Below are 21,644 nucleotides of genomic sequence, written 5' to 3' on the forward strand. Positions count from 1 at the left end.
TAATAAAAATTGTAGCCGTATGATTTCAGAAAAATTAAAAAAAGGACACCTGCTTATTGCCGAGCCTTCAATAATTGGAGATTTATCATTTAACAGATCGGTAATTTTATTAGCAGACCATAACAAAGAAGGATCAATAGGTTTTATCATTAATAAGCCGTTAAAATACACTATTAATGACTTAATACCAGAAATTGATGCGAATTTCAAAATATACAATGGGGGACCTGTAGAGCAGGATAACCTATATTTTATTCACAATATCCCTGAATTAATCCCAAACAGTGTCGAAATCTCTAATGGAATTTATTGGGGTGGTGATTTTGAATCAACTAAAGACTTAATAAACGACGGATCCATTCACAAAAACAACATTCGTTTTTTCTTAGGTTATACGGGTTGGGATGAAAATCAGCTTGAGAATGAAATGCAGGGGAATTCGTGGATCATAACCGATAACACTTATAAAAACAAAATTATCGGAAAATCTGCCACTCATTTTTGGAAAGAGCAAATTATGGAGCTTGGAGGCGATTACCTCATCTGGTCAAATGCACCAGAGAATCCATATCTGAATTAATTTTCAGAAATGGATTCATTCAGTTTTTGCACCAATACATGAGCAAAATCATTTGCAAACTCTTTTTTTCGATATTTTGTTATCGATTGAATCCCGACAATTACATTTGTCAGAAATAATTCATCTGCTTTCTGGAGATCGAATGGTGAAATTATTTCTTCAAGTACCTCTATGCCTTCTATTTTTTTCGCTAATGCTAAAATTTGTTTACGCATAACACCATTCAAACAACCCTCTGAAACGGGCGGAGTAATCAGTTTTTTACCCGTAAGCATAAATAAATTTCCCTGTAGTACCTCAACAACATTCTTAGCATCATTCAGCAAAATACAGTTATCCAAAGCATTCTCATGAGCAAAAATACTTGCGGTAACATTGATCAGTTTATTAGTTGTTTTAATTGACGATAATAATTGCTTGGTTAAATAAAAGTCTTTGTATAAATCAACTTCATATGAAGCCTTATTTAAAGAATAAGTGATACTCTCAAGAGGTGTTGCATGAATTAAATAAGAAACTAAATTTGTTTTTGGCAAATACAATCCTCCGTCATTTCTAAAAACCGTTATTCTTGCTCTTGCCGATGCAGCGATACCCATTTCATTAACAAGATTTAAAACCTGTTCTTCAAAATATTCCATAGTGAAATCCATTGGGATTTCCATTCTCACCACACGCATAGAGGCCATTAACCTGAAATAATGATCTTCCAGAAACAAAACCCTGCTATTTACTATTTTCAGGGTTTCAAAAACACCATCGCCATACAAGAATGCACGATTTTGAGTTAGTGTATTTTCTTCGTGTGCAATGTTTCCGTTAAAATTGATCATAAAAAAACCCTGAATTTTGTTCAGGGCAAATATAAGGCATAAAATAGACTTTTACTAAACAGAACCTATAAGATGTTTCAGATCTGAAATCTGATTCTCCCACAATTGTTTAGCCTCTCCTATTTCTTCTTTTTCCGCAAAATCAATTACCATTAATGAAACATCTTTGGTTAATTCATCTACCAAAATATGCAATTCAAAGAAATAATCTGTGTCTTTACTGGCCTCATCGACCCATTTAAACTTTACTTTTTCACCGGTTTTTTTAGACGCAAGACGCGCTTTTTCCTGCGAATCATTCCATATAAAAGTAAAAAACTCACCTCTTGAGTTTACATTGTCAGCAAACCATTCTGATAAGCCTGACGGCGTTGATATATATTGGTATAATAACTGTGGCGACGAATTGATTGGAAACTCTATTTCGTAACGTATTTTTGAATCCATGTGATACATTTAATTTTTTGGAAATATAAGAATATCTGTCCAAAAACAATGCATTTTTAAAAATATTTTTTTTTCTTGATTTTATACTTGTAAGCTTTAATATTATTTCTATCTTTGCACCCGCAATAAGGAACACATTCGGATTGCAGTCCAGGCGAGGTAGCTCAGTTGGTTAGAGCGCAGGATTCATAACCCTGAGGTCACGGGTTCAACTCCCGTCCTCGCTACAAATAAAATCCGTAACATACTTTTAAACAAGTAGTTACGGATTTTTAGTTTAAAATATTCCCGACAATTTCCCGATTATGTTTGTTTATTCAATTTTTCTATAGTAATCTTCTTTAACTTTGTACTTAGTGTCTAACTCATAAATTTTCGGAAAATTTAACACATATCCTTTATATCCTACCATCTTAAATATCAATAAATTAATTAATGTATATAATCGCACTGACGCATAATATAAATCATTATCCTTTAAATTTATTGAACGAGAAACACCTAGATTTTTAAAATCTGGAACTCTTCCATGTAAAAAATCATTTCTTGATGATATTACATTTAAATCTTCCTGAAGAAGATTAATCCCTAAAACAGAGAAAGGAGCTTTCAAACGTTCTCCATTTGTCATCTGATTTATATGCTCAATTCTACCCTTTAGTGTCTTTATATCTTTAAAAGATTCTTTTACGGAATGTTTATCTAAAACTTCATTTAATTCTTTTCTAAATTTTTTATTATCAGGTTTTGAAGTTATGGGCGACAGTTTATAATTTTCATCTCCTATTACTATATCAGATAATGTTTCGAGTGCAATAGAATAACCACTCGGTCTAAAAATCAAACTAGCTTTGCTTGATTCTATTATTAATAATAAAGTTGCAGTAAAATCATCATTACTTACTAACAGATTACACAAATTAGAAAAGTTTTCGATTGACATAGTTTCTAAACACTTTTCATTATAATACTTATTAGCGACTTTTTTATTGTTTCTTATCCACGCAAATGGATTTGAATTAAGGGGATTCATTAAGGTAATAATTTCACTTCTTAAAGATCGATAATAAAAATGCTTAAAATTTTTCATTTCCTTTCTAGAATACGAAAAAAAATAACCCTCATCTCCTGCAAGATGTCCAGTCACATATCCTAATGCAATCCTAATAGAAAAAACCTTATCACTAAATTCTTCATACGATTGTTTCTTTTTCGACTGTATTATTAAAAACCAGTTTTTGTTTTCATCTTTTTCCTGAACAATAATAATATCTTCACCATTCATTATAATTTTTGTACCAATTCTAGACCATTTGGATGTATCACTAGAAAAAACAAATTCTTTAATTGTAAAATGAAAATTAATTTCTTTTGACAATGGTATAACTGACTTATAATATTGCTTTTTTATTTTAGAATAACCTTTTGAATAAAAACCATATATTTCTCCTTTCATTTCTGGAGGCGAAATTTTATAAATAAAAAAATTTTCTAACGTAAAAATTTGATTACCTAAATTAAAATCCAACTTTTTTATTTGCTTTCCTACATCTAAATCTCCTCCATTTTTTAAAAATACATCAAAGTCAAAACTGGCATTAAAACTTTTTTCTATATAATTTAATTCTACATCCTCTATTCCATTCAGATGAGATTTTTTTTAAAAAAAGTTCCTTTTTTACCTTTTTTCAAATCTCTAATAAAATTAAAGGCATCTATATTAAAAAACATCGGATTCTCCATAGACCTCATTTTAAGATTAAAACTATCGTTTGCAATCACTAAAGACTTCAACCTTTCATAATTTTTAACTTGTTATACATATTTTTCAACATTTACTATATTATTTATCGCCTCTGGAAAAATCATTTTAATCATTTCATCATATTGGGTACTTTGCTCGGGTTTATTATTTTGATATTCCAAAAGCTTATTTCTAAACTTCTTATTTTTATCTTGACTAAGGAGCAAACCCAATCCATAGTATGCCTCGATTGCGTTTAAAAATATTTGAATATGTTCTTTTTTAGAAAAAGTATGATGAGCAACTTGAATTAAATTATCAAAACTATAACCAATAATTTTTCCAGTTTTGAAAGACAAAATACTACACAAAAGACGTTCAACTTTTGGAAGTAAAAACATATATTTTGGATTTTTTAGTTTTATATAAAAGGTTGACAAAGAAAGATAGTAGAGAATTTCCATTTCCCTTAACTTTGACTTTTTATTTAATTCAAAATTAAATTCAACTCTCAAAAACATTCTATCAGTTTCAGATAAACGATATCCATTTATAAAAAGCCTATTTAGTTCATTAGACAGTTCATATTCTGGTGTATAAAATACATCCTTGAAGTCAGAACGTATCTGGTAATTTTCTTTTAATCTAATAAAAAAATCTTCATTAATTTCTCTAAAGAGATTATGTCTTTCATTAATCGCTATTTGTCTTTCAGCTGAATACAACTCTTTTTTTCTAAGAAAATTAACTCTTTCATTTCTTACCTCAATATACTCTTTTGCAATTTGAAATCTTTCTTCCGATAATTCTCTTGCTTTTTCTCGTTGTTTTCTCTTTTTTTCAGCTACAAATATCCTTTGCTCCTCTTCAATCTTTTGCAATTCAATGGTTATTTTATTTTCTTCTAATTCAACGTCAAAATAAAAAATCTTATAATTTAAATCATCGAAAATTAGTTGATTGAAACAAACGTATTCGGATTCCCAATTATATTTTATTTTTAAGTCTTCAATAATTGGTTTTTGATAATAACATAGTAGGTATAAATCATTATTTTTTAGAGATAAATTAATAGATTCATTATCTAAAACAAAAGCATTCCGATTATTGGAATAAAAAACATCTTTCTCAGTAAATCGCTGTTTAAATTCATCAAGTTCAAAGTTTTTAAAAACCCATAATATGTATCTTTGATTTTCTTTATAAAAATGCTCTCTATCTACAATAACACTTAAAAAAGTGGTAGATAGCTGTATTTCAAAAACAACATTAATCCCTCTATAAATTGCCGAAATATCAGGTTTTTTCCATTCTAGGTAATTCGTATTGCTCTTTACAACACTTTCAACCTTAATATTTGAAAAATCACTATTTAGGTCAATAAACTGCTTAATTAAATTTTTCGTTTCAAAGTGTAGGGGACTTTCTTTTGCACCATTGTATTTAAGCCTATTAATTTCTAATGACGAATGATTGGTATCTGTTTTAAGATGACAAATATCACTGTCTTTTCTATGAGCAAAATGGAGAACTTTTTTGGTTTGACCACCTCCATTAATTTTTATCTTTTGACCACAAAAGTAACATACAAACAAAGGTTCTCTTATCCCTTTGATTGCTTTTTGCAATTCATTTCTATATTTAAATACTTCATTTTCTTCTTTTGAAAAAAAATGATCAGCATAAATTGTTGAACCATCGTCTTTATTTAACACAAATTCAATTGTTCTTACCATAGTCAATTAAAATAATTTACTTTAAAAATAAAACTGATAATCTAACCAAGAAACTGCAATTTGATATTCATTTGATTTTGGTTTCCATCGAGAAAAATAGAAACTAAAGTCAACTTTATACAAACCACTTCCAAAACCAGAATATATATACCTAAACAAATTATAAACTTCCATTTCTGAACTAGAAAAACCAAAACTACGTTCAATATCCACCGGTCTAATCATACTAGGGCTTTCAATAGTCCAGACAGTATCAAATTTAACCCTTTCATTTAAACAAGTAGCTTCCCACATCTGTTTAAAAACATAACTTCTATTTGATGATTTGTATTTATCTGGCATTCTTTCATGAATATCATTTAAAAGTTGCTTTATTTTAACAATTGCATTTTCCACATAAATATAATCAACCGTTAACCTATTTTTATTATCATTTCGCCTTGCGCTTGAACCTGTTTTACTAAAATATAAATTAGTAGCTTTACCTTGTGAATGAATTATACAATCTCTAGTACATTTTATCTCATTTATTTCATTGATAAGTTCTGCATTCAGCGGAGAACTCAATTCTAAAGTATCTGAAAATGATTTTATAAATCCATCAAATTTCCCGTATGCAAGATCTAATATTTTTTGATTAGCCTTTTTATGAAATAATTCCAAGATAGATCCTTCCTCTAGCAATTCATCAATTTCAAATTTTTTCGTACCAAATTTTTTAGGATAAGAAATCAAAATTTGCCTAAGGATTTCATTTATTTGATGTTCAAAAATACTTACTAGACCAATAATTGTAAAATCACAATTCTGAGATCTCTCTTGATTAGTAAATTCATGCGAGTTATTAATTTTATCATTTATATTTTTAATTTGCAATATTTTAGTATTAGCATCATTAAATGACATTTCTATTATAGAACTTAGTCCTGCTCGTCTGGCAATTGTTAAAAGATTTAAATCCATTATTAATAATATTAATTTATTTCATTTTTTTATCCTTCCTCCATTGCCGTACACTATTAAAGGCTTCCAACTACTAGGTATTTTAGAAATCTGAAACTCCATTTCCAATTGATCTTGTGTCATATATGCATTAGTCATATATATAACTGCATAAAATAGATTCCAATCATTTGAACCTTCGTATGCTAGTATGTCTTCAAATATTTCTCCACAAAATTTTTTTGCTTCATTTTCTGAATCGACAAATTTATATTCAATTGCAACTTTTAGTGACCTTATCCCGAAATCAGGTTTATATGTTTTAGCTATTTTCGGAATTGGTATTTCCCGCACAGTATCTGGAAATATATGAATCAAGTAATTATATAAGTGTTTTTGAACTTGTGTTTCATTTTGTGGCTCTATTTTATTATCTAGTAGAATTTTAGGTGTCCCTTTCAATATTCTCTCAAGAACAATTAACTGTTTCTCTGCCTTTTCTTCTTCGGTAACATTTAAAATACTTATTATTGCTTCAAAATATTGAGTAAGCAAACTTATTTTTGGAGAATAAAAAATGTCGGCGTAAGAATAATAATCAATTAGATCTGAAATTTTCTCCTTCCCTAGATCACTTTTAAATTCATGTTTTAAATAATCCAATTTCAAGAAATCAAATGCAAAAATTATCTTTAATTCAATTGACTTAATCCTGAATTCTAATTGTTCTAATAGATGAGCATCTTCATTGTTATTGAAAGACAAAAAAGGCTCTTTTAGCCCCCCATAACTACTCTCCCATCTCAAATCATGAATTCTATTGACACACTTGGTTGCAATATCAAAATCAGATTCTAAATTTTTTTAAACTCTATAAAGTTAAATTCCATAATATTAATGATCAATAACGATGCGCTCGTAAATTATTAAAATCAAAAATTTCATCACTTTCCAAAGCTAATATTCTCGAATTTAATTCCTCATCATCGTAATTTTGTCTTAAAGAATTTCTTAAATTTTGAATAATATTTTCAGCATAGCCACATTTTTTAGCAAAAAAATCTGCCCCAAATTCATTTCTCAATTTAATTTCTTTGTTTCTATCAACGCTATCAAGAATCTTTTCTTTCCACGCTTGCAGAGTTGTAATCTCAGTTCCAAATTCATTTACAATATGCCCCATTTCATGAAGAATCACCGCACTAATATCCATATTAACACACAAGTCTTCGTTAATAATTATCAAATATATATCCCTTTCTCCTAATCTTAAGGATTGTGTATGTCCTGATGTATTATTTATTACAGGATTAAACCTATTAATTAATCTAGCTCTTGCATCAGCTAGTGTAACAATAAAAATTTCATCATTAATAACGTCTTGATGATTTTCAAACTCCATCGCATTTATCTCTTCAATATATGGAGCAAAATTGGTATTGGAAACAGTGTTATTGTAAAGGTATTGCATAATATAATTTTAGTAATTTAAGATCATTTCTCTATCGCAATAGTAATAATTTTCTCAAATGTAACGAATCTTTCTATTTTTTATATAATTTCGCAATTAGACAAAATAGTTCTCAAAAACTGAGAATACAAAATATAGTGCTTTTGTAGTGCTGATTATAGAAATCGGGAAAATTTCAAAAATCAATACAGTACGGACAAGACGCACGCTGGTTAGGCGTGTCCTCTTTTTCCGTTGTATTGACGGGCTTTTCCCGAGCCTCTATAATCAATGTGTTTAAGATGTGACACGCTGATTGTTTCTACTCTTTCCCACTTTTCACTTCCACAGTACTGTTATTTAATTCACAAGCAATTAAACATTAAGAAGTAATAAACTAATTCTATTATTAAATGGCAGATTTGACTAAACCAAAGTGGTACAAAAACAAAACTTTACTAATTGTTCTCTTTTTTATTTTACCTCCTTTAGGTATTTACGGAATTATTAAGCGTAAATCCACCGGATGGAAAACTGCGCTTTACATTATTCCGGCTACGCTTTTGACTTTCTTTAGCATCTTAGTTGTTGTTACAGCAATATTCATGAATCCATATAAGGACGGAATTGATTATTATAATAAACATGATTATATTAAAGCATATAAACAGCTAAAAATGGTTAACTCTGATGATCCCAACTATAATGATGCAATTCTTAAAATAAATGAAATAAAGCCTATTATAGATAGCATAACCAAAGAGAAAGAAAACAAGTCAGGCTTTAAAATTAAGACGGCACCTACAAAGGAGACAACAAAAATTGATTTAACCAATCTCAAAGAATTTCAAAAAAAATGGTCTGACAGTATTGTAAACAGTTGGGAAGGCTCTTTTATAATTAGGAGTAAATTACTAGCACCTGACACAATTTATTTTGAATTAAGTAAAGGAGCTACAAAATCATATAATTCAAATAGAAGTCAAAATTTACCAATGTATGAAAGTAATTATAGGAAATCTTTAAATAATAAATTCGGCAATCTCTATGATTCAGTTAAAACCGTAATTGATTTTATCCCTAATAAGGAACTTGCAAAAAGCAACAATAGCAATGAATGGACTCATCCGGTATTAATGAATAGAGGTCTTAAAATTTATAGTGGAAATGAATATTCAAAAGATCTTATAGGAACCCTAAGTTGCAAGTTCAAGAATAAAAATGATGGAAATACTTATTATGTCATTTTAAAAAGCAATGGTAGTAGCATTGATATTGTAGAATATGAATTTAGATCTTACTATTGGATTAGAAAAAATGATTCCAATTATAACAATGCAAATGGAATCACAAAATGTTTTTAAGTGAAATTAGCAATAAGCTTAATAATTAATTAAATATTAGTTTTTAATTTCCAAAAAAATGCAGGTGGTATGTCTAGCCTAGTTTACATGTCAAATATGTGTCTGATATTTAAAGGTGGGGGTACTTATCCCCCGTCAAGCCTAGCAAATACAACAAAAAGCAAAAAAGGGAATTGTTTAATGCAAATCCCTTTTTTTACGCTTGTCCCTGCCTAAAATCCTAATTAATTTTAATGTTCCTCCCTTTATTCTTTAAAGAAAACAGCAAATCATCTTGTTGGGTTGAGGTTAAATTAAGTTGTTTAATAAACGATAATAAAATAGCAGGTTTTTTGTCACTCGGTATCACATTTAGATACGAATTTAACTTTCTAAATTCTGGTTGAATCTTTTCATAAATTAAATTCTGTATTTCACTTTCTTCTTTAGTTAAATTTGCTTTTGGTAAAATATATGGTAAAATACCAATTAATAACCTCATTCTTTTTTCATAATCCATTACTGGAAAGTTTCTAACTTCTTTTGAAAATTTTTCTAAAAAGATTGATGTTAATTCCTTTCTCAAATCAGTACGGATTATATTTTTGGAGCCGACTTTTCTTCCTGCGTTTTTTTGATTGCTCATAACTTAAATTATTTTAAAATCATAAATTTCTCAATCTCGATTTATACCGAGCTCGAAGAGCGTCGGGTTATAGAAATACTTTAATAGATTATATTTACTTTTATATATATCCACAAATTTGACAATTAAAGTCCACTAATTATACAATCTTTGATTCACTAATTATACAATGTCAATCCACAATTTATACAAAATTACAAGTTGAATTTTAAACTAATTTCTAACTTTCCCTATACTTCGAATCACTGAATCGTTAACCATTATTAGATCTGGATATCGATAAAATTCAAGATAACCTTTTTCAAAAAGTTCATTCTTTAGCTTAAAATAATAGCTTTTTTGTATGTTTAGAATATCCATAATGTACTCTCTTGGCGAAGTGCCATATCCAAGTCTTCTAAATACTCCAATATGAATGTCAAGAAAAAAAAATTGCATTTCAGTAATTTCTAATTGTTGAGCTACTTCAAAATGATAACACGTGTAGGTTTGAAAGTATTCCTTTTTAGAATTTACATTGGATTGATTTTTCCTTTCCATATCATGCAGTCTTTCCTTAAAAACATTATAATCACATTTAAAAAAATATTTCCCGTCTTTGAAATAGATGATATTGAGAGTTTCAAATTTTTTCATATACACTTTTATTGTGTGACGTGAAATGCCAGATACTTTTTCTAAATATAATATTGATTCCGGAAATGCATCTTTTAAATTTCCTACTCGTTTCCATATTATTTCTAATATGACCGCTTCAAGTAATTTAAAAGTTTTGGTTCGAATTAAACAGTGCTGTATGTTTACATATTCTATTTTTTGATTGCATTTTTTCATTACTATTACTCATTACATATTTGCAATACCTTGCAAAAAAGCTATTACAAACTTTGTTTTATTTCTCGGGTTTCTATTCTTGAAATAATACATTTTTAAGACCTTGCCAGTAAGTTGCAGTATAAAAAAATCTTTCCTGTCCGTCTTTAAATTTATATTATCTCCAAAGAAACATTCCTCGATCTCTTTGACCATTTTTAATCCTGAATGAAGAATTTTAGTTTTTAATTTATCTTCCGGATGTAATTTCACAAATGATTGTACAACGTATTTAATTCCTTTATCTAAAAGCATATCACTACTAGATGGCGAAACTCGTAAAAATGGAAATAAAAATTGTTGAGGTTGTAAAGGAATATATACACCTCTGATATTCTCATCCTTGATAAAAATACCAACCTCAACACTATTTAACATTTTGAAAAGATTTATACCTAGGACTTGACAACAAATTTTCTATATCTTCAAGCTTATATCTTACACGTGTTCCTATAAGATAACTTGGGAGTATCTTTTTTTCAGAATTACTCCAAGCATGGAGAGTGACTAAGGAAACTCCTAGCTTTTGAGCCGTTTCTTTTCTCGATAATAAAATGCTAGACTTTTGAGTTGGATTTTCCTTTTGCTCCTTAATTAGCGTTTGTATTTCCTGTTTAAAACAATCAGAAATAATACTTTTGAATTCGTCTTCCGTTATTCCTTGTAAAAAAATTGACATAACTGAATCACTACTTTTGGTAGATTTTGTTTGAAAATTATAATATTAGTTTTCAAACAGCTTTGTGATTCAAAGGGTGTGTTACGGAGTAAAGCTGTTACTTAATTAATTCAAATAAATTACATTATTAAAGACTAAACGTATTCGCTTTTGCAATGTGATTATTTGTTTTATAGTAGCAAAGTAAAATACAATTTAGCAAACATCCAAATTATTTATAAAAAAATATTTTTCAATTATTTGAAAATGAGTACTTTATTTAATTTTAATAAAATTAAATAAAGTACTCATTTAAAAGTTTAAGCATTGTATGTATAGAGTTCGGCTAAACTCGTTACTTCTAAAATTGAATAATAAATTAAGAAATAATTTTCATTTTATTTTTAGATTTTTTTATCTCTTCTCTCTCTTCCCAATATTTCGAGAGCTTATCAACGTACTCTTTTTGAGTAGTTTTTATGTATTTCATAAACTGGGAGTGACTTTTGTGGGTCGTAATTGCCATAATTGTTCTATCGTCGATTTTACCATAATGATTGCTGGCAAATGATCTTCTAAAGCAGTGCGATGCGATTAATTTATATTTTGGATAATAACCTTTTTCTTTTCGATTTGTATCCGGATTTTTTAAGTTCCCTAAAATTACTTCAGTAATTCCTGCCTTTTGACAAACAATTTTTATATAATCATTTAACTTCTGGATTGAAATCGCTTTTGGAAGTTCCCCTCCCTTTTTTCAAGAGTAGCTTTAACCTGACTATGTAATGGAATTTCAACGTTAGCAGAATTTTTCTCTGTCTCGGATATTATAATCGTATCTTTTGAAAATTGAAATTGATGAATTCGATTAAGATCGGAAACTCTTAAACCAGTCCAGACACCAAAGATTATCCAGTCTCGTGCATTGCTTAAAGATTCATTACCCGATAAATCTAAATTAAAAATTAAATCAATTTCATTCTCATTAAGAAACGTATCAATAGGTTCATCTCTAGCAAAACTAAACTTTTTGCTTTCAATATCATTATTAACTTCATATCCCCTTTCTTTTGCTTCTAAAACAAATCCTTTAATCTGGCTTATTATTTTTTCAATCATTGTGTTAGAATATTTCAATTCTAACTTTAAATAAGCTGTATAATTTTTATGAAATTCCAAATTTATATCAGTAAGCTTAAATTTCATATTTTGCTTTTCCTCAAATTCTTTTATCTGTTTTACTGTTGTTCTATATTTTTGAATTGTTCTGTATGATATTTTTTTTCCTGTTTTTAGATTTATTCTATTTTCAGATTCGTCTGCAAATTTTTCTATAAACGGAACAAAGAAAATTCTGTAATCATTCTCATTAGTAGGTCTTTTATAATGGCTATCAATCAAACTACTTAACCACTTTGAATTAATTAGATTTCCATCACTAAAATCTTTATTAAAGCTTTTGATAATAACATTCTTTAGCTCATCAATTCGTGATCTATATAATTCTTTAGTTTCATTATCAACCAATGGTTTTAAATCATTCTTCTTATCACTCCATAGTTTTGGATCAATCAAAATATTTGTTCTAGCGTAACAATCTATTTCACGTCCTTGAATAAATCTAACATAGATATTAGAAGGATTTCCTTTTGTTTTAATATAAAATTTTAAAGTAGCCATAGCTGTAGATTTTCTCTACTACAAAAATACAACTTTCCCGACATATTCCCGTCAAAATACTTTATTATATTTTATTAAACTTTGTTTAACCTTTCATTAAACCCAATAATATAAAGGGTTTACCTAAATTAAAATGTACGATTTGAAAAGTTTAAAAAAGTGAAATAAAGCAATTATAGTCCCGTCCTCGCTACAAAGATAAACCCTTAAACAGTAAATGTTTAAGGGTTTTTTTATTGCTTTTTTATATTCAACACTGTTTCGGATCCTATTAATTCAATTTTTTTTTAGACAAGCCAGATGCATCAAAGTTAGCAGCGAAAGCTTTCGAGATTGTAAATCAACTCCCGAGGTACTATTTTAAAGTGACAAAATATAACTTGCATATTAAAAATCATTAACTCTTACGGCTTAATTTTAGCGAGGCTGAAATTCAATAAATGAACCTGCTAATTACTTCCAAAAACTTACCAGACGTTCTCTTACCCCTTTATTACAGTATTCAACATACCAGATGTTTCTATCTTAAGTCCTGAATATTCTAAAAATTCTTCGATTGAGATCATCTGGCATACTGTGTAGTCCTAAAATAACTATACAGATTATTTTTTAACACTTATGAATCACAAAAACGCAAACCTTTATCTTACAAATACTTACATAAAAAAATAAACAATTTAACTTTTTACAACTATTTTTAAAAAAACTATCAGTTTTTTTTCATTAATTCGTATTTCTTTTAACAAGTATTAACATTTAATTATGTTAATTAAAATTATAGCTATAACTGACAACATAATTCTTTTAAAAAACTATAAATGAAATTAAAATTACTATTGATAATTATTTTCATAATAAACTCTTTGTGTAAAGCACAAAACAGTAATACTTTTTTAGGCCAAAATGCGGGATCAACAGGTATTAATAACACATTTATAGGCAGAGATTCCGGTAAAACAAATACTGGAAATTACAACGTATTTACAGGATACAGGACAGGAGTAAATAATGGAGGTTCACAAAATTTATTTATAGGCCATGATGCAGGTCAATATAATTTGAGTGGACAGCGAAATGTATTTTTAGGAGCCAAATCTGGAACAACTAATTCAGTGGGATCCTATAATGTTTTTGCGGGATATGAATCTGGATATAACAATAAAGGAAATCAAAATATCTTCATTGGACATGAATCTGGCTTTAATAATAATTCTGGTAATAATAATATATTTACAGGGCGTGAAGCCGGATACAACAACACTATTGGAAACTATAACATTTTTACAGGTGATGAATCTGGCCAAGCTAATCTTGATGGATACGGAAATACATTTATGGGACGACAATCCGGATACCATAACTCTGCCGGCAGTTATAATTTATATTTGGGATACAAAGCCGGATATACTAATATTTCAGGTTCTAATAATATTTTTTTAGGATATAATGCTGGTGAATCTGAATTAGGAAGCAATCGCCTTTACATTGATAATACAGGAACTTCAACACCTCTTATTTACGGAAAATTTGATACCGATCAAGTAGGAATAAACACCAATGTAATCCCAGCAGGCTATGCCATGGCCGTAAAAGGAAAATTTATTACGGAAGAAATAAAAGTTCAGACTTATGCTAACTGGCCGGACTTTGTATTTAAAAAAGAGTACCCTCTGCCTTCTATAAATGAAGTAGAAAAGCATATTAAAGAAAAAGGACATTTACCAAATATTCCATCAGCCAGTGAGGTTTCTGAAAACGGAATTTTATTAGGTGAAATGAATGCCAAACTACTTCAAAAAATTGAAGAACTCACCCTTTACATTATTCAACAGGAAAAACGATTTAATGATCAGGAAGCACGCCTGAAAAAATTAGAAGCAGAGATATCTTTGAAATAATCCTGCATTAGTATTATTACTTTACTAGTAGTATCTTATTTAATATTTATAAAGCGATTTATATTGATTCCGGTGAAAAAAATGCAATTGAACAGTAATATCTTCTTTTAAAAAGAAAACATAAAATTTCAAGTTCCCTATTCCATTAGCTCCATAATTATGCAAAGAAAAACAAGTAAATTTAAAAAAACACTCGCTATTTATTTAGCCATGATGATTCTGTTGGAAACGTTACAGCCTGTACAGATGTATGCCTTAACAAGCGGTCCGACACAACCCGAGTTTAATGCCTTTACCCCTATTGGTACATCTGATATGGTAGATTTAACCAATGGCGATTTTAATTACAATATCCCAATCATGGATGTAGGCGGATATCCACTGAACCTTTCCTATAAGTCAGGAATTACCATGGATCAGGAAGCTTCCTGGGTGGGCTTGGGATGGAATCTGAATGTAGGCCAGATTGAACGCCAGGTTCGCGGATTACCGGATGATTTTAATGGTGATGAAATGCTTTATGAAAACAATCTGAAAAAGAATATAACTGTAGGAACCAATCTAGGTATCAATCTGGCATTTGCTGGAACTGACAGCAAATTGTTTACTGCAGGTGCGGGTATTGGAGTTGAATATAACAATTATGAAGGTGTTTCTTTTCGGCCTTCATTTGGTGTAGGATTTAATTTAAGCGATGAAGTGGGTGTTGGATTAAATTTTACAAGTTCAGTAACCGAGGGGGCAAGTGTAACCCCTTCAGTGAGTATTTCTAAAAAAATGACTACCAAAGCAAATGGCGCGGTTAACTACATTGATGGTACAGGTACAATAGGACTAGGACTCAATAGCAGAAAAGGAATAGAGAATCTTAATTTATCTGCATCAGTAAAGAACAAAGCTTATGTGGCAAATTGTGAATCTACCCAGGATGTACAAATACAATCAAAAGGGAATATTGGAGGTAGCATTTCTTTTAACAACCAGAGTTTTACACCAAGTAAACGAATTGGATTTCAAAATTACAGTTTTAGTTTCAATGGCGCCGTGGGTATTGAAGCATGGTTTTTAGAGCCACAGTTTCAAATGACCGGATACGGATCTTATCAGGAAATTGCACCGGAGTATAAATATCGTCCAGAAAAAGCCTTTGGTTATGAATATACTGAATATAAAAAGAAGCAATCCGGAATATTGGACTTTAACAGAGAATATGAAAGAAATGTTTCTGAAAACACCACGGCACTTCCTGTCACAAATTACACCTACGACACCTATAATATTGAAGGACAAGGTGTCTCCGGGATGTTTAGACCCTATCGTTCAAAAGTAAGTTATGTTTACAACGACGCCGTTGTAGACAGAGGAACAGGAATTAGTACAGGAGCAGAATTTGGGATTGGCGAATTGCTGCATTGGGGTTTTGACTTTAAAAAAACAACTACAGTTAGTTCTACCGATGGCTGGTTTGAGAATAACAACACGATAAAACATTTAGAAGAAAAAAATACAGATAAAAAAGCTCCCGGTTATGAACCTGTAAGTTTTAGGCTGGTTGGAAGCATGTCAGCAGATCCCGAAATTAATATTTACGACGGAATTCAAAATACAAATCCGTTGCGATTTGGACTTGACGGACCATCCAAAAGCAGAACCCTAACACCTAAATATTTTAACGAAACTTCCCTTACGAGTAATATTCCAAATCAAAGAACTAAACGCGTTCTGAGAAATCAACTGGTCCACAAAATCACAGACGAAGAAGCAATCAGAGACTCTAATTTCATTATAAGAAACACCAATGCCAAACTACATCATACAGCCGGTATAAAAGTAGTACAAAATGATGGCACCACCTATGTGTACGGAAATACCGTTTATAATACCCGAAAAGTAGAAGCGACTTTTGATGTGTCTGGCAAAAACGGAAATAACACCTCTGGATTAGTCCCTTATGATCAGGACTTACCTAAAAACTACGGTAACAACAGTGACCAGTATCTAAATAGAATCACTACAGCCCCCTACGCGCACACTTATTTACTAACCTCTGTTTTGTCTTCAGACTATCAGGATACGGATAACAATGGCCCATCTATAAATGACCTTGGAAGTTATACTAAATTTGAGTATGAAAGCAGAAATTCTAATTATAAATGGAGAATTCCGTACGAAGAAAACATGGCCACTTATAACAGAGGGCTTATTTCTAAAAAAGAAGATGAAAAAGGGACCTATTTGTATGGCGAAAAAGAATTAAAATATTTAACCCGAATTGTCACTAAAACACATGTGGCCTTCTTTGATCTGGAGGAAAGGAAAGATGCCAGAGGTGCTCTGGGAGAAACTGGTGGTATAGGTTCAGGTTCCGGAAAAATGTATAAAATTAAATCCATAAGACTGTATTCACTGCCTGAAGTATCCAATTCAGCAGGTGCTATTACGGATCCGGGTGAAGATGGCGCAATAAAACCTATAAAAACGGCTCATTTTGTTTACAATTATAATTTATGCAAAGGAATGCCAAATAATGACGGAACAGCTGATACCACTGGAGAAGTTAATGCAAAAGGAAAGCTAACGCTGGAACGTGTTTATTTTACCTACAGAGGATCCAAAATGGGAAAATACACTCCTTATGTTTTTGATTACGGAACTAACAATCCTGATTATAATTCAAAAGGGTTTGATGTCTGGGGGAATTATAAAAAAACCCTCTTCAAAGTGGCAACAGCGAAGTGCCTTCGGATTCGTTATCAACAGCAGAATTTCCTTTTGTAGAGCAAGATTTGGAAAAGGCAGATTTATATACCGGTGCATGGACCTTAAAAAATGTCAAATTACCTTCTGGCGGGAAAATTTCTATCGAAACTGAAAGTGATGATTATCAATATGTCCAGAACAAAAAGGCAATGCAGATGTTTATTGTTGCAGGATGCGGAAATGACTCAATTCCTCCTTCTGTCTTTACCAGTAAATTATACGACAATATAAGAGCCAGTAAATATTTGTATGTACAGTTAAAAAATGAATCTTCGGACTTAGACAGGCCGACATTTGTAGATAAATACCTAAAAGAAAATTTAGACAAACCTATTCAGTTTCGCTTTTTATTAAACATGACAAGCAATAGCTGGCAAAAAGAATATGTTTCAGGATATTTTAAAATTAATGAAGATGGCGGCAACAGCCCTATAACCATCACAGACAGATCAGGAGGACCTATAGTTGCATTACCTTTAGAATTTTTAAAGCTTGACGGCGGTACTAACCCAAACGGAGATGTTAACCCAATCGCAAAAGCAGGCTGGGGTTTTGGCCGGACTTACCTGAACAGGGTTGTTTATAGCTTAGGAGGAGACAGTGTAAATGATGATTTTACTTCAATTGTAAAAGATTTGGCAAAAAGTATTCAGGGTATTTCTGAAATCTTTAATGGTCCTAATAAAGCATTAAAAGATAAAGGATGCGCCAGTACTTTTGACCCCAATAAATCCTGGATACGACTTGAAAACCCTACAGGAAGCAAATTAGGCGGCGGGTTAAGAGTAACCTCAATAAAAATAAGTGACAGCTGGGGCAAAATGCTTGGCAATACAGGTAATGAAAATTCAGATCCTGATACGATGCAATATGGACAGACGTATTCTTATCTTGATGAATCTGGAAAATCATCCGGGGTTGCCACTTTTGAACCTAATTCCTGTCCTGAAAATCCTCTCGTAGAACCTTTTTATAATAATCAGGGAAATTATGCCGAAAATATTGCTGCACCAAAAGAAAACAATTACGTTGAAAAACCATTTGGTAAAGACTTTTTTCCTGCGCCAAGAATTACTTATTCGCGCGTGATAGTAAAAAACCTCGAGCGTAAAGATGAGGCAAGACAGCTTATGGTAAAAAAACACGCCACAGGTATTGTGGTCACAGAACATTATACAAGTTACGATTTCCCTACAAAAGTTAGTTATACAAAGCTGGATACCAGACCGGATATAGTGCCAAATACCCTGTTAGGATCTATAATTAAAACAGGAAACGTAAGAGTAAGAAACCATTTAACGATGTCACAAGGCTATTCGATTGAAACCAATGACATGAATGGTAAAATGAAATCGCAACACGTATATTCTGAGGATCAGGCTGATTTACTGTTACAGCCAAATCCTGCTAGTCCAGCTGTCCCAACTTCGTATGTAAAATATAAATACAATGTTGATGCAGATCAAAATTTAGTTAACAATTTAACAACAATCAATTCGGCAGGAGAGGTTGAAACGAAATTAATAGGGGTTGATTATGATTTAGTGAATGATTTTAATGAAAGCCATTCTGAAACCAACCTTGTAGGATTTGATGCGAATGTCGCCACTGTTTTGTTTGGTATTTTCCCTGTATTTGTACCTAAAGTTATTCCGAAATTGTCTTATCATGAAAATTTACTGCGTACTGCGGTAACGACAAAACATGTTCACAAATCGGGTATTCTCCTTGAAAAAACAGCTTATGATTTAGGTTCTACAATAAATACTAAAAATATAGCCTGGGATGCTGATAGCGGCGAAGTTATTTTGACCCAGACTGAAAATGAATTCGACGATAGTTATTATTCTTTTACATATCCCGCCTATTGGATGTATGACGGTATGGGAATGGCCAGTATAAACATTGGTATTGAAGGAGAATTGATCCCAAAAACATCCGTTGCACCAATCGGTATGTCTCCGGTTCCTTTAGATGCCGGATATACGTTAAAAGATTATACCGGACCTTTGACAAGTCTATTTCATGTTGGTGATGAACTTTATATAAAAGACGGATTACTTTTACCAGTAAACACCACACCCGAATATAAACTATGGGTCATTGGTGTGAACAATAATGCTATCACCTTAATGGATCGTAAGGGAAATTATGTCAATCCATGTGCTGACCATGGGAATATTAATTTCAAAATTATGCGTTCAGGATACCGAAACCTGCAATCGGCAGCTATGTCAACCATAACATCAATGACCAACCCAATTGCGAATGGCAATTTAAATGCAAATAGTTTTATGTATTCAGGTTCTTCAGGCATCAATCCGAGGATTATAAACGCAAGTGCTGTTGCATACAAAGATTTCTGGAGCCCACAAAAAGAATCCGATTTACCATCTTACCCGGAGAGAGATCCAGCAAAATATCATACATATATTGATGCTCAAGGCTCACCATATATACGATATGACGGGGATCTTTATACGGATGAAAATGGAAACCCGAATTATCCAATCAATATTAAAGCGAATCCTTATTTATGGAATATAAAAGGAAACTGGAAAGCGGAAAAGTCATACGCGTATTTAGCCGGAAGAAATTCAGCTGCTTCCACTAATGCCAATAATCCCCGAAATGAAGGTTTTTTTAATAATTTTTCTCCTTTTTACCAACTGCTTAATGGTACCTGGACTGCAAAAACGGATAACTGGACGTATGCCAGCAGCGTGACAAAAATAAGCCCGTATGGGGCAGAACTGGAAAACAAGGATGCCTTAGACCGCTACAGTGCCGCCCAATATGGGTATGGTTATAAGCTACCAATGGCCGTGGCTTCTAACTCCAGATATGAACAAATGGGTTTTGAAGGATTCGAAGAAGTTAAAACCGGTAAAACCAATAAGCATTTCGGATTTAATGTAGTTCCAGCCGATTTAGTTTCGACAGAATCACACACAGGTAAAAGCAGTTTAAAGATAATGACTGGTCAGACTAAATCATTGACCCGAAATCTGTTGAAGACTTATAAAAGTTACTCAAGTGTAAGTTGTCCGATTGACCCTAACCTATTTTGTCCAGTTGTATCAAATGTAAACTATCCTCCGATGTCGGGTATGATTGTATTTCAGCTTACATATCCCAGCAATATAAATGGAATTATTCCAGATATCAGACATTATTCAGATTACGATTATGGAAATTTCCCGGAAAGCTTATACAGGGTTGAAATTATTGGTAATGTAGTGTATATTGGTTTTAATAGTGAAGAAGTTTACAAACATAGACTTGGAGGACCTTTACAAGCACAACCTTTTCACACCAATATTGATTATCATTTAATAGATGGGACTTTTATAGTCCGTACCCGGGTGGGAATAAAGTATGGAGAGTACAACTTAAGTACTCAATGTCCAACAGCTAATTGATAAAATATAAAAAATGAAAAAAACAATATATACCTTCATTCTGTTTCTGATCATCACTTTGTCCACTTTTGCTCAAATTGATAGTGAGGGATCTTTCATTCCTCTTACCTCGACCACTGCATCAACAAAATATATTGTAAGCGGGTGGGTAAAAGAAACGCAAACAGTATTGCCCGTAACTTATGCCAATTCTTCAATAGTTGTCTCAGTAAACAATCCCGCCGTCATCAAGACCATAACCTGCGTTCCTTCCGGTTCAATTATCGATGGATGGCAGCGTATTATTGGTATTCTGGAAATCCCTCCTATAACATTAGATTATTATAATGCAACTATCAAAATCGATTTGAACTGCAGCGGAAATGCACCAAGCTGTTATTTTGATGATATTAGATTTTATCCTTACGATGGAAGTCTTAAAAGCTTTGTTTATGATGAAGACACACAAAGGTTAATGGCAGAATTAGATGAAAATAATTATGCTACTTTTTATGAATATGACTTAGAAGGAGGGCTTATCCGGGTAAAAAAAGAAACCGAAAAAGGAATTTACACCATACAGGAAACCAGAAGCAGTACGGCTAAAATTACACCATAAAATAATTTTCTGTTTCAGCAACCAACTCTTAATT

General features: G+C 31.2%; 18 protein-coding genes and 1 tRNA gene. 7 read left to right on the plus strand and 12 right to left on the minus strand.

Annotated elements, in window-relative coordinates; genetic code table 11:
• Positions 1-19: 19 nt before the first annotated feature.
• Positions 20-580 (plus strand): YqgE/AlgH family protein, encoded by a 561-nt coding sequence (locus tag P5P89_RS04830; RefSeq protein ID WP_223681871.1) that lies wholly within the window; start codon positions 20-22, stop codon positions 578-580.
• Here P5P89_RS04830 and P5P89_RS04835 read toward each other — a convergent pair.
• A complete protein-coding gene (locus P5P89_RS04835; RefSeq protein WP_278010976.1) occupies positions 577-1,413 on the minus strand; it encodes an aminotransferase class IV in 837 nt (278 codons plus the stop codon). The genes P5P89_RS04830 and P5P89_RS04835 overlap by 4 nt on opposite strands.
• Positions 1,414-1,467: 54 nt before the next feature.
• Positions 1,468-1,860 carry an START-like domain-containing protein gene (locus P5P89_RS04840; RefSeq protein ID WP_163393817.1) on the minus strand — a complete coding sequence of 131 codons (393 nt, stop codon included), beginning with the start codon at positions 1,858-1,860 and terminating at the stop codon, positions 1,468-1,470.
• Positions 1,861-2,013: 153 nt separating this feature from the next.
• Between P5P89_RS04840 and P5P89_RS04845 the strand changes: the two genes are divergently transcribed.
• A tRNA-Met gene (locus P5P89_RS04845) sits at positions 2,014-2,087 on the plus strand.
• Between the two features lie 86 nt (positions 2,088-2,173).
• On the opposite strand, the gene P5P89_RS04850 is transcribed toward P5P89_RS04845, so the two are convergent.
• From P5P89_RS04850 to P5P89_RS04870, 5 genes are all read right to left on the minus strand, one after another.
• The gene (locus P5P89_RS04850) at positions 2,174-3,388 is read right to left on the minus strand and encodes a hypothetical protein (protein ID WP_278010977.1); all 1,215 of its coding nucleotides are present in this window, start codon (positions 3,386-3,388) and stop codon (positions 2,174-2,176) included.
• 287 nt (positions 3,389-3,675) lie between these two features.
• Complete coding sequence (locus P5P89_RS04855; protein WP_278010978.1) at positions 3,676-5,340, minus strand: DUF6035 family protein; 1,665 nt, start codon at positions 5,338-5,340, stop codon at positions 3,676-3,678.
• 21 nt (positions 5,341-5,361) lie between these two features.
• Positions 5,362-6,303: a hypothetical protein gene (locus tag P5P89_RS04860; RefSeq protein ID WP_278010979.1), complete on the minus strand. Its 942-nt coding sequence runs from the start codon at positions 6,301-6,303 to the stop codon at positions 5,362-5,364.
• 21 nt (positions 6,304-6,324) lie between these two features.
• Entirely contained in the window at positions 6,325-7,047 is a 723-nt protein-coding gene (locus tag P5P89_RS04865; RefSeq protein WP_278010980.1) for a PD-(D/E)XK nuclease domain-containing protein, read from the minus strand.
• A 136-nt stretch (positions 7,048-7,183) separates the two neighbouring features.
• Complete coding sequence (locus P5P89_RS04870) at positions 7,184-7,753, minus strand: hypothetical protein (RefSeq protein ID WP_278010981.1); 570 nt, start codon at positions 7,751-7,753, stop codon at positions 7,184-7,186.
• Between the two features lie 392 nt (positions 7,754-8,145).
• Here P5P89_RS04870 and P5P89_RS04875 point away from each other — a divergent pair, with 392 nt between their 5' ends.
• Positions 8,146-9,096: a hypothetical protein gene (locus tag P5P89_RS04875; RefSeq protein WP_278010982.1), complete on the plus strand. Its 951-nt coding sequence runs from the start codon at positions 8,146-8,148 to the stop codon at positions 9,094-9,096.
• A 220-nt stretch (positions 9,097-9,316) separates the two neighbouring features.
• Here P5P89_RS04875 and P5P89_RS04880 read toward each other — a convergent pair whose 3' ends face one another.
• The 5 genes from P5P89_RS04880 to P5P89_RS04900 form a co-directional block, all read right to left on the minus strand.
• Positions 9,317-9,721 carry a hypothetical protein gene (locus tag P5P89_RS04880; RefSeq protein ID WP_278010983.1) on the minus strand — a complete coding sequence of 135 codons (405 nt, stop codon included), beginning with the start codon at positions 9,719-9,721 and terminating at the stop codon, positions 9,317-9,319.
• A gap of 213 nt (positions 9,722-9,934) precedes the next feature.
• Positions 9,935-10,555 (minus strand): hypothetical protein, encoded by a 621-nt coding sequence (locus P5P89_RS04885; protein WP_278010984.1) that lies wholly within the window; start codon positions 10,553-10,555, stop codon positions 9,935-9,937.
• Positions 10,556-10,567: 12 nt separating this feature from the next.
• Complete coding sequence (locus tag P5P89_RS04890; RefSeq protein ID WP_278010985.1) at positions 10,568-10,972, minus strand: hypothetical protein; 405 nt, start codon at positions 10,970-10,972, stop codon at positions 10,568-10,570.
• On the minus strand, positions 10,962-11,273 hold the full coding sequence (locus P5P89_RS04895; protein ID WP_278010986.1) for a helix-turn-helix domain-containing protein: 312 nt from the start codon (positions 11,271-11,273) through the stop codon (positions 10,962-10,964). The genes P5P89_RS04890 and P5P89_RS04895 overlap by 11 nt, the downstream gene beginning before the upstream one ends.
• 690 nt (positions 11,274-11,963) lie before the next feature.
• A complete protein-coding gene (locus P5P89_RS04900; RefSeq protein ID WP_278010987.1) occupies positions 11,964-12,932 on the minus strand; it encodes a phage integrase SAM-like domain-containing protein in 969 nt (322 codons plus the stop codon).
• 818 nt (positions 12,933-13,750) lie between these two features.
• Between P5P89_RS04900 and P5P89_RS04905 the strand changes: the two genes are divergently transcribed.
• The 4 genes from P5P89_RS04905 to P5P89_RS04920 all read left to right on the plus strand — a co-directional run bounded on the left by P5P89_RS04905 (position 13,751) and on the right by P5P89_RS04920 (position 21,610).
• A complete protein-coding gene (locus P5P89_RS04905) occupies positions 13,751-14,830 on the plus strand; it encodes a hypothetical protein (protein ID WP_278010988.1) in 1,080 nt (359 codons plus the stop codon).
• Positions 14,831-14,989: 159 nt separating this feature from the next.
• Positions 14,990-17,608: a hypothetical protein gene (locus P5P89_RS04910; protein WP_278010989.1), complete on the plus strand. Its 2,619-nt coding sequence runs from the start codon at positions 14,990-14,992 to the stop codon at positions 17,606-17,608.
• Positions 17,566-21,012, plus strand: coding sequence for a hypothetical protein (locus tag P5P89_RS04915; protein ID WP_278010990.1), 3,447 nt, complete (start codon positions 17,566-17,568; stop codon positions 21,010-21,012). The genes P5P89_RS04910 and P5P89_RS04915 overlap by 43 nt, the downstream gene beginning before the upstream one ends.
• A gap of 13 nt (positions 21,013-21,025) precedes the next feature.
• Positions 21,026-21,610 carry a hypothetical protein gene (locus P5P89_RS04920; protein WP_278010991.1) on the plus strand — a complete coding sequence of 195 codons (585 nt, stop codon included), beginning with the start codon at positions 21,026-21,028 and terminating at the stop codon, positions 21,608-21,610.
• Positions 21,611-21,644: the final 34 nt, after the last annotated feature.

Source organism: Flavobacterium gyeonganense (assembly GCF_029625295.1).
GTDB classification, from domain to species: Bacteria; Bacteroidota; Bacteroidia; order Flavobacteriales; family Flavobacteriaceae; genus Flavobacterium; species Flavobacterium gyeonganense.

What these genes read in the sequence shown, in the direction of transcription:
- P5P89_RS04830 (WP_223681871.1), top strand. Translation starts at nt 20, where the DNA reads ATGATTTCAGAAAAATTAAAAAAAGGACACCTGCTTATTGCCGAGCCT.
- P5P89_RS04835 (WP_278010976.1), bottom strand. Translation starts at nt 1,413, where the DNA reads ATGATCAATTTTAACGGAAACATTGCACACGAAGAAAATACACTAACT.
- P5P89_RS04840 (WP_163393817.1), bottom strand. Translation starts at nt 1,860, where the DNA reads ATGGATTCAAAAATACGTTACGAAATAGAGTTTCCAATCAATTCGTCG.
- P5P89_RS04855 (WP_278010978.1), bottom strand. Translation starts at nt 5,340, where the DNA reads ATGGTAAGAACAATTGAATTTGTGTTAAATAAAGACGATGGTTCAACA.
- P5P89_RS04860 (WP_278010979.1), bottom strand. Translation starts at nt 6,303, where the DNA reads ATGGATTTAAATCTTTTAACAATTGCCAGACGAGCAGGACTAAGTTCT.
- P5P89_RS04870 (WP_278010981.1), bottom strand. Translation starts at nt 7,753, where the DNA reads ATGCAATACCTTTACAATAACACTGTTTCCAATACCAATTTTGCTCCA.
- P5P89_RS04875 (WP_278010982.1), top strand. Translation starts at nt 8,146, where the DNA reads ATGGCAGATTTGACTAAACCAAAGTGGTACAAAAACAAAACTTTACTA.
- P5P89_RS04880 (WP_278010983.1), bottom strand. Translation starts at nt 9,721, where the DNA reads ATGAGCAATCAAAAAAACGCAGGAAGAAAAGTCGGCTCCAAAAATATA.
- P5P89_RS04885 (WP_278010984.1), bottom strand. Translation starts at nt 10,555, where the DNA reads ATGAAAAAATGCAATCAAAAAATAGAATATGTAAACATACAGCACTGT.
- P5P89_RS04890 (WP_278010985.1), bottom strand. Translation starts at nt 10,972, where the DNA reads ATGTTAAATAGTGTTGAGGTTGGTATTTTTATCAAGGATGAGAATATC.
- P5P89_RS04895 (WP_278010986.1), bottom strand. Translation starts at nt 11,273, where the DNA reads ATGTCAATTTTTTTACAAGGAATAACGGAAGACGAATTCAAAAGTATT.
- P5P89_RS04900 (WP_278010987.1), bottom strand. Translation starts at nt 12,932, where the DNA reads ATGGCTACTTTAAAATTTTATATTAAAACAAAAGGAAATCCTTCTAAT.
- P5P89_RS04905 (WP_278010988.1), top strand. Translation starts at nt 13,751, where the DNA reads ATGAAATTAAAATTACTATTGATAATTATTTTCATAATAAACTCTTTG.
- P5P89_RS04910 (WP_278010989.1), top strand. Translation starts at nt 14,990, where the DNA reads ATGCAAAGAAAAACAAGTAAATTTAAAAAAACACTCGCTATTTATTTA.
- P5P89_RS04920 (WP_278010991.1), top strand. Translation starts at nt 21,026, where the DNA reads ATGAAAAAAACAATATATACCTTCATTCTGTTTCTGATCATCACTTTG.